We start from the raw sequence: 10,803 nt of genomic DNA, 5'->3' as shown, positions 1-10,803 counted from the left end.
GCGGCGGGGCCCCCGCGCGGCCCCCCCCCGCGCCGCGGGGGGGGGGGGGGCCGGCCGCCCCCCCCCCCGCGGGGCGCCCGGCCGGCCGCCCCCCCGCCCCCCGGGCCCGGGGCGCCCGGCGTCGGCGCGTCGGCGCGTCGGCGGGCTGGCGGCCCCGGTCCGGCATTCCGGCCGAGGTCTCCGCGCTGGCCGCGGCGGGCCTGGCGGTGGATGCGGTGCCGGCGCTCCCCCTCGGCCGTGAACCCAGTCGGCCACCATCCGGGACTTTGACGCATCCGAATGCGTTGACCAGCCGCCGAGCCGCCGGCAGGAATGCCCGGACACCAATGGCCAAAGGCTCGCCCAGGCGATACGCCAGCCCGTGCACGAATGCCCCACCCGCAACCCACCGAGAGGGGAATTCCCCACCACCCGGCGGCATTGCCCGTCCCGGGACGGCGATTCGTCAGATCGCCGCCGAGGAGCGCCCGACCACCCGCCCGCGCGGCGGCGCGCCGAACCCGAGGAAGGTCCGGCTACCACCATCCGGGGCACCCGGCGAGCGCTCGCCAGCGGGCGCAGGGTCGGCCGGAGACGAGGTCGCCACCTGCGCGAACGCCCGCGCCGAGCCGCTGGCCGGCACGCCAGCTCCTGACACCTGACCGCCGGCTCAGCCACCCGTCGTGTCGGCGACCAGGTGCCCGGCGCCCCGGCCGCCGCCGGCCCTGGCGGTCGCCTCGCATCTCCATTGATTCTCGCTGTAAGACCGCCCGGCAAAGGCCGTCGACCCCTTGGCAGAGGGTCGACACATTCGCTACCTTCTCTATTGCCGCAAGCGGGAACGGATGAGGGGAGTTGTCGTGACGGCGAGCCGCCCGGGAATTGTATCCGAATTTCTCTTTCGGGGTCCCGAAAGCTCGCCGCAGTCGACTTTCCCGCCTCGTCCGCCCGACCGATCCGCATCCTGACTGCGTTTCGGCGGCACCGAGGTTCCCCCGAACGTCCGTCCCGGCTGCAGCGGGGACGGACCCGTCCAGGGGTGCACCGAGCCCACCGCGCCGGAGAGGAGGTACGAGCCATGGCCTTCGACATCGTGATCGTCGAGACGAACGACGTTGTGCTGAACCACGGGGCGGCCTGACGCGCCCGGTGCCGGACCCGCGTGCGGGTCCGGCACCATTCCGTCCGTCGTGCTTCGTCGTCGTCGAAAGGGCATCGGAATGCGGGTACGCCGCCGCGACCAGCTCGTCTGCCGCTGGGACAGCGATGCGCTGATGGTCGCCCTGCCCGGTCAACGCCGGTGGTTGCGGGTCACCCCCGACCTGCTGAGCCTGTTGCAGCGGCTGGACGACTTCACCGATGTCGACGAGGTCGCGGCCCAGTTCGGGGGCGAGGCCGCCGACGCCGCCGTCCAGGCGGTCCACAAGCTCTGCGAGGCCGGCATCCTCGTCGCCGACACCGACGACGCCTGCACCCCGCCCGTCTGGCAGCACTGGGGGCCGATCGCGTCGCGCATGCACACCGAGGCCCGCGACGCCAACTACCTCGTGGATTCGCCGCAACGCGACGCCACCGCCGCGCAGATCGCCGCCGACGGCACACCTCCGGCGCCGTTCAAGCGGTACCCGGACGCCCCGGCCGTGCACCTTCCCCGACGCGCCCTGCCGCTGCGTACGCCCGTGGAGGAGGTGTTCGCCGCCCGGCGCACCCACCGCGCGTTCGCCGGCACCCCCGTCGGCATCGACGCGCTCGCGACCGTCCTGTCCTGCACCTTCGCGCCCCAGCGATTCCTCGACGGCGGCGCGTTCGGCCCGCAGCAGGGACGCATCAGCGCCTCCGCGGGTGGCCGGCACGAGGTCGAGTGCTACGTGGCCGTTTACGACGTCACCGGCGTCCCGGCCGGCCTCTACCACTACGCGCCCGAGGTGCACCGCCTGGAACTCCTCGACGCCACCGTCGACCGCGAGCGCATCGCCACCCTGGCGTACGAGCAGGAACCCTCCTACCAGGGGGCCTTCACCTGCCTCACCACCACCGTCGCCGCCCGCCTGTCCTGGAAGTACCGCCATCCCCGGGCCTACCGGCTGTGGATGTTCGACGCCGGCCACTACGGTCAGACCTTCGCGCTGACCTGCACGGCGCTCGGCCTGGCGCCGTTCCAGACCGTGGCGTTCCACGACAGCGGCGTCGAGGCGATGCTCGGCGTCGATCCCGACCACGAGTTCGCCACCTACCTGCTCTCCGCCGGCAATCCCGCACCCGACGACGGCACCGGTCCCACCGGGCCGGGATATGCACCGCCGTTCCGCCTGGCCGCCAGCTCGCACCGGTCCCCGGCCGACCCGGAGTGAACGCGCCCACCAGCCCCGCCACCGTCGCCGCGCAGAAGCTGGGTCAGCATCCGCTGTTCCTGCGGGTGTGGGCCAGCCAGTCCGCCGGGGCCGTCGCCGACCAGATCCTGCCGGTCGCGTTCGCGCTGTACGCCGTACAGCGCGGGGCCGGTGCCGGCACCATCGCCGTCATCCTCGCCGGCCGGGCGATCGCCCTGGTGGTCTGCCTGCTCGCCGGTGGCATCCTCGCCGACCGCGTCTCCCGGCCGCGGATCCTGTTCACCGCCGACCTGATGCGCACCGCCATCGTCCTCGGCACGCTGCTCGCCCTCGACGACCTGCCCCTGGCCGCGCTCGGCGTCGTCACCGCGTTGTCCGGCGTGGCCGAGTCCCTGTCCCGGCCGGCGATGCGCTCCCTGGTTCCGGCGCTGCTCCCCACCGCCCTGCTGGAACGCGGCAACGCCATGGTCTCCGCCGTGCAGCGCTCCGCGACCCTTCTCGGGGCGCTCGCCGGAGCCGCCATCGTCACGGCCATCGGCATCCACGCCGCCCTGGGCCTGGCGGCCCTGCTGTTCGCGACGGGCGCCCTCGCGGTGCTGGGCGTGCGCGACGTCGCCGCCGGTGACCGGCCCCGGACCAGCGTCCTGGCCGACGCCGCGGCCGGCATCGCCACCGTCCGGCACCGCCCCTGGGTCGCCGCCGTCATGGCGGCCGTGGCGGTCCAGCTCTTCGCCGGCACCGCACCCAGCCTGACGCTGCTGCCGCTGATCGCCGCGGACCGCCTCGGCGGCGAACTCGCCTACGGGCTCGTCCTCGCCGCTGCCGCCGCCGGTGCCCTTCCTGCCATCGTCTTGGCCGGCCGCTGGCGGCCCCGGCGGCCCGGCACTGTCAGCATGCTCGCCCTCACCACCTACGCCGCCCTGCCCGCCAGCCTCGCCTTCGCCCTGCCGCTGCCTGTCACGGCGCTCTGCTTCGCGGTCGGCGGGTTCGTCGTGGAGATCTACTTCCTTAACTGGCTGTCCGCCCTGCAACGCGAGATCCCCGCCGAGGTGCTGGGCAAGACCCTCGCCCTGGACCAGCTCAGCGCGTTCGCCCTGCTGCCGGTCGGTTACGCCCTCACCGGGCCGGCGGTCGCGGCGTTCGGAATCCAGCCCACCCTCGTCGCGGCGGCCGCCCTGACCGCCGCGGCCAGCGCCCTCACGCTGCTGGTCCCCGGCGTCAGCACCTTCAGCGACCCCGCCCGTGCCCACGCCGCCGGCGCGGACCGCAGCGGATGATCCCGTCGGGTACGCGGAACGGGCCGTGACCGCCTGGCGGCCACGGCCCGCTGCGCGTGCAGACCGCTGCCGGGTCAGCCCACCCGGGCCGCGACGGCGGTGACGCCCGTGACGCCGCTGCCCGACTTCGTGACGTGGTAGGTGACGGTCGTGCCGCTCCAGAAATGGAAGGTGAGGGTCACCCGGGCGCCGTCGTTGACCTCCGCGAAGAAGGCCTCGGTCAGCGTGATGCGGTTGCCGGTGTAGTCGGGGGCGAAGGTGACGTCGAACTCCTTGAACGGCGTCCAGTTGTGTGGGCCGGCGTTGCTGCCGTCGGCGTACTTCGCCTCCATCGTGGCGAGCTGGTCGCCCCGGAACTGGGTCGGGACGGCGAACGAGGTGGTGCTCCCGGTCGCGTTCGACAGCACAGGCGGGTCGTACGTGATCACGTTGATCCGCCACGGGACCCCGGCGGAGAACCGCGCGTGCAGGGTGGCGTTCACGCCGTACGCCCGGCTGCCGACCAGCCGGGTCAGCGCGCTCGCGGTGAGCGTGAGTTGGCTGCCCGACACGGTGTAGTCGGTGCCCTGCGCCAGGGCGGTGCTGCCCTGGTAGAGCCCCTGGAAGGTGGTGCCGTTCAGGTTCAGCGCGAGCGTCCTGGCGGTGATCGAGCCGGTACGCGGCACGTACACCTGGTCGGCGTGGGCCGTGCCGGAGCGGGTGGTCCAGCTCGACTTGATCTGCGCGAACAGCTCCGGGTCCTTCCACTGGAAGGTGAGCCGGTCGAAGTGCTGCCCGTTGTCCCAGAGCTGGGTGGTGATCTTCCTGGTCTTCGCGTACCAGCCGAGGAACTCGAAGAACTTCAGCTTCTCGCCCTGCTGGATGGTGCCGGTGTGCCGGTCGAAGCCGAGCAGGCCGTACTCGCCGATCACCACCGGGATGCCTTTGGCGACGAAGGCGTTGTGCACCCGGTCGAAGGCGTCGGTCAGGTCCTTCTGGGTGGTGGCGTCGAACCGGGTGCCCCCGGCGACGTTCACGCTGAACGGCCAGTAGCCGTAGAAGTGCACGGTGGCGATCAGGTTGCGGTCGCCCAGCTGGGTGAAGGTGCTGGTCAGCTCGTCGATGCGGGCCTGCTCCGACGAGGTGTGCAGGGTGGGCAGGACGAGCATCCGGGTGGCGTTGTTGCCGCCGGAGGCCCGCACGATCCGGTGGAAGGACGTGTTCAGCTCGTGCAGCAACTGGGCGTTCTGGGCGTCGCCGGAGCTGTTGGCGAACTGCGGCTCGTTGACGCTCTCGAAGTGCAGCTTCGGCGAGGCGTCCCGGAACGCGGCCGCGATCTGGGTCCAGAGCGCGTTGTAGCGGTTGAGGACGGTGGTCCGGTCGGCCGGCATCGCGTTGATCCACTGCCACGAGTCGTGGTGAATGTTGATCATCACGTAGAAGCCGTCGTCCAGGGCCCAGCCGACGACCTCCTTGATCCGGTTGAGCCACGCCGCGTCGATCGTGTACGCCGGCGCGGGGCCGTGGTGGTTGCTCCAGGTGACCGGGATCCGGATGCTGTTGAAGCCCTGCGCCCGGACGGCGTCCAGCTGCGCCTGGGTGACCCGCGGGTTGCCCCAGGCCGTCTCGTCGCTGCCGACCGCGTCGAAGGTGTTGCCGAGGTTCCAGCCGGGCTGCATCGCGGCCACGTAGGCCATCGGGTCACCGGTCGGCGGCGGCGTGGTGGGTGGCGGGGTGGTGGGTGGCGGAGTCGTCGGCGGGGCGGTGGTGGGTGGCGCGGTGGTGGGGCCGACGCCGCCGGTGCAGGTGACGCCGTTCAGCGCGAACGACGTGGGGGCGGTGTTCGCGCCCGACCAGGAGCCGTTGAAGCCGAAGGACACCGTGGCGTTGGTGCCGATGGCGGCGTTGTAGCCGACGTCGGTGGCGGTGACGTTGGCGCCGGCGGCGGTCACGTTGGCGTTCCACGCCGAGGTCACCTGCTGCCCGGAGGGGAACGTCCAGGTCAGCCGCCAACCGTTGACCGGGTCACCGAGGTTGGTCACGGCCACGTTCGCGGTGAAGCCGCCGGGCCACTGGTTGGCCGAGTACGCCACCCGGCAGCCGGCAGCCGCGTGCGCGCTCACCGCGAACGTCAGGCCGAGGCTCACCAACAGCAGGGTGAGGGCGCTGGTGAACAGGCTCAGCCGCCATCGGGTTCTTCTCGTCGTGCCTCGCATCTCGGCCATGACGCTCCTCGCCTGGGGTGCCGCTGGGACGGGCTCGCGGCAGGCGCCACCACGAACGCGGCCGCACCCGATCGCGAACCGCAGATTAAGTTTGGATTCCAAACTTTGTCAATCGGCGTACCTCTATCTGGGCGAGGAACGCGGGGCGGCCGGTGGCCCGACCGCCGCGCCGCGCCTCACTGGTTGCGGCGGTACACCTCGATGTACGCCGCGGAGCGGTACTGCTGCTTCACGTCATCGGCCAGCACACCGATCCACAGCGGGCCGGTGCCGGTCTTCGAGCTGACCCTCGTCTGCGCCGGGTCCAGGGCGCCGGTGGGCAGGAACGCCGGCTGCTCCACCACGGCGGAGTGGTACGCGTCCGTGCCCCCCAGCCACCAGACCAGCACGTCCCTGGGCGCGACGTGGCGGGCGTTGTCGATCCGCCCGAGTGTCTGGTACTCGTCGGCCAGCACTTGCGGCAGGAAGTCGCCCCAGACGGTGTACCTGTGCGCTCCGAAGGTGCCCAGCGAGTAACCGTGGCAGAAGAACCGCTGGTCACCGGTGACGGCGGGCGCCGCCCGCCACGCCTCCACGCGGGTGCCGAGATCGGTGCGTACGGAGAGGTTCATCCCGCTGACGTTGTTCGCCAGCGCGGGCTGCAGGAGGATCTGGTCGCCACTGGTCAGGTCGAACGGCTGCATGGGACTCCTCGGCGATGTACGACGGATGTGAGCAGGGTTCGACCCTCGACCATCCGGTCACGCACGGCAAGCATGAGGTCACCAACCCGACCGGGGCAGCCGTCGACGACGGTCAGGGGACCGGCGACGTCCGTACGCCGGTGAGGTGTTTGGTGACGCGGAGCAGCACCTGGTCCGACGGCCCGGCGACGAAGGCGGCCGTGTCGGCCAGCGCGGTGATCAGGGGCAGTCCGCGACCGCCGACGGTGAGCGGGTCGGGCAGTGCGGCGTCGAGCCCGGCGCCGGCGGGGATGCTGCCGCGGTTGCCGATCTCGAGCAGGCAGACGTCGTCGTCGATCACGATGGTGATGTCGACGCTGCTGTCGGCGTCCGCGTGCAGCACCGCGTTGGTGCACGCCTCGGTGATCAGCACGGCGAGGTGACCACGGGAGTCCTCGGCGGCGTCGGTGAGGCTCAGCAGGGTGGCGAGTACGTGGCGGGCGCGGGTCACCGAGGACGGTCGACGCGGGAGTGAGAACGTCGTGGTAACGCGCATCGCGCCGTTTCTCCTCCCCCTGGGTGACCGCGCCGGCCTACTGTGCCACATCTCGGGGCGGGACGCGTCGGTGGTGATCAGCACTACCCGGAGTCGCCGTGGTGAAACGGCCGGGCGTGTCGGTGCGACGTCCGCCGGCCGTCGGCGGTCCGCACCCCGGCAGCATAGGGTGAGCGGGGATCATCGGCGTGGGGAGGCTGTTGTGGCACTGCTGTTGTCGGTCCGGCCGGGCCGGGGTTGCACCGTGCTCGAGGTGCGCGGCGAGCTGGACCTGGCGACGTCCCCGCAGTTGCGTGAGGGTCTGCAACAGTTGGTCGACGCCGCTGACCGCCAGGTGGTGGTGGATCTGGCCGAGGTGGGGTTCATGGACTCCAGCGGGCTGGGCGCGCTGGTGGTGACGTTCAAGGCGTTGCGTGAGGCTGGCGGTCGGCTCTGCCTCGCCGCCCTGCAGCCCGCCGTGCGGAGCGTCCTGACGGTCACGTCGGTGGACCGTGTGATCGACATCTACGACAGCGTGCAGGCGGCCGAGGCCGATCTGCCGTCCGGGCGCGACGCGACGGGCCGGTAGTCAGTCGGGCAGCGCGCCGCTGGCACGTGCCTGGTCGGCGCCGGCGCTGGTGTTCCGGTCCTCGCTGTGCCCGCCGTGCCAGTCGAGGATGAACAGCGTGGCATCGTCGGCCAGGCTCGGTCCGCTGACCTCGAGCACGGCATCCGCCAACGCCCGGGCGGCCTCGCGCGGATGCAGCCCGGCGATCGACCGCAACTGGGCCGGAAGGTCCAGGCTGGCGGCGTTGCGCTCCCGCATCCCGTCGGTGACCACCACTACACGGTCGCCCGGTCGCAGCCTGATCTCGCCTGCGCCGTAACTGGCTTCGGCGAACATGCCGAGGGGGAAGTTGGCCGGTAGCGACAGCGCCCGGGTGTCCCCGTCGCGGACCAGCAGCGGCGGCACGTGCCCGGCGTTGAGCAGCGCGCACACCCCCGTGCGCAGGTCCAGACGGCCGAGGACCGCCGTGACGTAACTGCCGGGCACGGCGCCGTGTGCGGCCACGTCGGCGTTCGCGGCGTCGGCCTGCTCCACCAGACCGGCCCCGCGGCGGCGGCTGTTACGCAGGCTGCCCACGCCCAGGGTGGCCGTCAGCGCGCTGGCCACCCCGTGGCCCATCGCGTCGGTAACGCTGAAGTGCAGCACGTCGCGGGCGAGGCTGTAGTCGAAGGTGTCCCCGCCGATGCTGGCGGCGGGTTCGAGCCAGCCGGACAGGGTGAACGCGCTGGCCTCGCACGTGAACGAGGCGGGCAGCAGGCGGCGCTGGATCTCCCCGGAGAGGGTGAACGGGGTCGTCCGTTGCCCCCACTCGAACAGGTCGGTGTACCGCCGGTTGGCGATCACCACGAACGCCAACACGTGCGCCGTGCGGGCGATCTCCTCCAGCGTTCGCGCGTCGGGCTCGTCCGGCAGGACCATCTCGAGCAGGCCCATCGCCTCGCCGCGCTCGGTCACCGGCGCCAGCACCGTCCACCCGTCGGGCTGCGCGAAGACCTGCACCGCCTGGGTGCGCAGCGCCTGCTCGGCGGGGCCGCCGTCGAACGGCATCAACGTGGCGGTCTCGTCGCCGTCCCGGCGTCCCGCACCGGGGCCGTCGAGCGGCACGTGGGTCAACCGGACAAGCGCCCGGCCGCTGAGGTCCGCGATGAGGAACGCGACGGTACGCGCCCCCAGCGCCGCGCCGAGTTCCCGCGTGACCGCCTCCACCGCCTCGACCGGCGAGGCGTTCTCCGCAGCATCCAACAACATCTGAACCACGTTCCGCCCTCGGCTGCTCTCCACTGTCGGAGCCTACAGACCCGGCCGGTGAGCGCCGAGCACGGCGATCCTCCCGTGCGACGACCTCAGTGAGCCGCTTCGACGTAAGACGCCAGGTTGGCCAGCGAGGAGGCGATCCCGGCCTCGTGGTCGGCCTGGCCGATACCGCGTGGTACGTCCGTGGCGGTGACGGTGACCTCGGTCCCCGCGCCGGTGGCAGCGAAGTGCCAGGTCATCGTCATGGTGCCCGCGTACGCCGGGTCGTCGGCCTCGAACACCGCCCGCTGCACCACGCGCTCGGGTGGCACCAGGGCGGCGAACCCGACGTCGACGACATCCGTCGCATCCGACGTCTTGCCGGGGCTGTCACCGGCGTCGAGGTAGGTCAGGACCATCCGGAACCCGCCTCCGGGCCGGGGATCCCACCGTTCGATCCGCCCGCGCATGCCGTCGGGCGGCAGCCACGCCTCGAGCGCCTCCCGGTCGAGCAGGGCGCCGTAGACGGTCGCCTGTGGTGCCGCGATCACCCGGCTGGCGCGGTCGGTCCGTCCCATGACCCGATCCTAGGACCGCCTCTGCGCCATGCCCATCCTCGTCGACCGACCCGGGGCGGTGGGGGGTCAGCTCAGCCTCGAACCGGTCAGCGTCGGGTTGCGGGCGCCGAGGAAGAAGATGCCGGGGTAGCCGCGCGTCTCGAAGCCGTTGCTCGGGTTGCGGCGCAGGGTGGAGTTCTCGATCCGCATGGTGCCGGTGCGGTCGTTGCTGACGAAGAAGACGGCCCCGCCGCCCTCGTTCGCCTCGTTGCCCTCGATGATGGTGCCGGCGATCCGGACGGTGAACTCGTTGCCGTCGCAGTAGATCGCCCCGCCGCTGCCGCCGCCCGGTGTGCCGGGCCTGGCCGGGTTGGCCCCGGTGCCGACCGCCCGGTTGTCACGCAGGACGCTGTTCAGCACCGCCCAGGTGACGCCGATGCTGCTCAGCGCGCCGCCGTTGGCGCAGACGCCGCCGTCGAACGTGCTGCCCACCACGTACACGGGCTTGTTCTCGTGCTGGCTGAGTACCCGGATGGCCGCGCCACCCAGGTCGGGGCCGGTCCGGTCGCAGCGGTTGCGGACGAAGCGCGAGTTGACCACCTTGAACCGGCCGCCCCGGACGAAGATCGCCCCACCGCCGCCGCCCTCGGTGCGCTCGCCGGTGGAGTTGCCGTCGGCGAAGGTCAGGTTCTGCACGGTGAGCTGGGGGTGGTCCTGGTCCTGGCAGTGCGAGGTGGTCCAGCCCTGCGCGCTGTCGCAGGTGTTCATGTAGAGGATCCGCCGCTGCCCCTGGCCGCTGAGGGTGACCATGCCGCCGCCGTCCAGCACCACCCTGGGCCCGTTGGCGTTGCGGACCTTGGCGGTGGCCGTCATCTTGATCGTCACCGGCTGCGGCCCGCAGTCGAACGTGATGACGCCGCCGGCCGCGACCGCCTTCACCACCGCGGCCGAGGTGCAGCTGGCGGCGGTGCCACTGCCGATCGTCCGGGTCGGCCTCGACGTGTCGACGGCGCGCGCCTCGGCCGGCACGGCCGCGCCGCCGTCCGGGTTGCCGGCCTTCAGCGCCGCCGCCCTCGTCGAGGGCCCCGGGCTGGCGCTCGCGGCGGGCCCGCCGAGTCCGGAACGGGCCGTCGGGGCGGACCCAGGGCTGCTCGCCTCGGCCCCACCGGCCGGCGTCGCCGCGGCTGTCGGGGCCGGCGGCGGGTCGCCGTCGGCGGCGGAGTTGCCGCAGGCGGGCAGGCCCGCCCCGGCGACGGACAGGACGAGCAGGACGGCAAGGGACTTCACACGCACCCCGTGATGCTAGGGCCTGTTTCATGAGGGCGGTCGAGCCGAGGCGGAGTCCGGGCGGCGATCCGGCAAGGCGCGGTTTCGTCCGGATACCGGTGTTGTATCCGGACGAAAACCCCACCCCCCCCGGCGGCGGCCGGGCCCCCCCCACGCCGGCCCCTTGGTTTT

General features: G+C 72.5%; 10 protein-coding genes. 3 read left to right on the top strand and 7 right to left on the bottom strand.

What is annotated here, in order from left to right:
* Positions 1–445: 445 nt before the first annotated feature.
* Positions 446–622, bottom strand: coding sequence for a hypothetical protein (locus tag ACGFNF_RS29905; protein WP_393172242.1), 177 nt, complete (start codon positions 620–622; stop codon positions 446–448).
* 577 nt (positions 623–1,199) lie between these two features.
* Here ACGFNF_RS29905 and ACGFNF_RS29900 point away from each other — a divergent pair.
* Positions 1,200–2,330, top strand: coding sequence for a SagB/ThcOx family dehydrogenase (locus ACGFNF_RS29900; protein ID WP_357580873.1), 1,131 nt, complete (start codon positions 1,200–1,202; stop codon positions 2,328–2,330).
* On the top strand, positions 2,327–3,586 hold the full coding sequence (locus tag ACGFNF_RS29895; RefSeq protein WP_357580872.1) for an MFS transporter: 1,260 nt from the start codon (positions 2,327–2,329) through the stop codon (positions 3,584–3,586). The genes ACGFNF_RS29900 and ACGFNF_RS29895 overlap by 4 nt, the downstream gene beginning before the upstream one ends.
* A gap of 74 nt (positions 3,587–3,660) precedes the next feature.
* On the opposite strand, the gene ACGFNF_RS29890 is transcribed toward ACGFNF_RS29895, so the two are convergent.
* The 3 genes from ACGFNF_RS29890 to ACGFNF_RS29880 all read right to left on the bottom strand — a co-directional run bounded on the left by ACGFNF_RS29890 (position 3,661) and on the right by ACGFNF_RS29880 (position 7,008).
* A complete protein-coding gene (locus ACGFNF_RS29890) occupies positions 3,661–5,790 on the bottom strand; it encodes a cellulase family glycosylhydrolase (RefSeq protein WP_357580871.1) in 2,130 nt (709 codons plus the stop codon).
* Between the two features lie 176 nt (positions 5,791–5,966).
* Positions 5,967–6,473 carry a hypothetical protein gene (locus ACGFNF_RS29885; RefSeq protein ID WP_357580870.1) on the bottom strand — a complete coding sequence of 169 codons (507 nt, stop codon included), beginning with the start codon at positions 6,471–6,473 and terminating at the stop codon, positions 5,967–5,969.
* A gap of 112 nt (positions 6,474–6,585) precedes the next feature.
* A complete protein-coding gene (locus ACGFNF_RS29880; protein WP_357580869.1) occupies positions 6,586–7,008 on the bottom strand; it encodes an ATP-binding protein in 423 nt (140 codons plus the stop codon).
* 169 nt (positions 7,009–7,177) lie between these two features.
* Between ACGFNF_RS29880 and ACGFNF_RS29875 the strand changes: the two genes are divergently transcribed.
* The gene (locus tag ACGFNF_RS29875; RefSeq protein WP_357580868.1) at positions 7,178–7,576 is read left to right on the top strand and encodes an STAS domain-containing protein; all 399 of its coding nucleotides are present in this window, start codon (positions 7,178–7,180) and stop codon (positions 7,574–7,576) included.
* On the opposite strand, the gene ACGFNF_RS29870 is transcribed toward ACGFNF_RS29875, so the two are convergent.
* From ACGFNF_RS29870 to ACGFNF_RS29860, 3 genes are all read right to left on the bottom strand, one after another.
* On the bottom strand, positions 7,577–8,803 hold the full coding sequence (locus tag ACGFNF_RS29870) for a PP2C family protein-serine/threonine phosphatase (RefSeq protein WP_357580867.1): 1,227 nt from the start codon (positions 8,801–8,803) through the stop codon (positions 7,577–7,579). It lies immediately after the preceding gene.
* 95 nt (positions 8,804–8,898) lie between these two features.
* Entirely contained in the window at positions 8,899–9,366 is a 468-nt protein-coding gene (locus ACGFNF_RS29865; RefSeq protein ID WP_357580866.1) for an SRPBCC family protein, read from the bottom strand.
* 66 nt (positions 9,367–9,432) lie between these two features.
* Entirely contained in the window at positions 9,433–10,632 is a 1,200-nt protein-coding gene (locus tag ACGFNF_RS29860) for a hypothetical protein (protein WP_393172253.1), read from the bottom strand.
* Between the last annotated feature and the right edge of the window lie 171 nt (positions 10,633–10,803).

The sequence above is a fragment of the Micromonospora sp. NPDC048868 genome, from assembly GCF_043198195.1.
Classification (GTDB): domain Bacteria; phylum Actinomycetota; class Actinomycetes; order Mycobacteriales; family Micromonosporaceae; genus Micromonospora; species Micromonospora reichwaldensis.
This window is presented reverse-complemented; position numbering and strand designations above follow the sequence as displayed.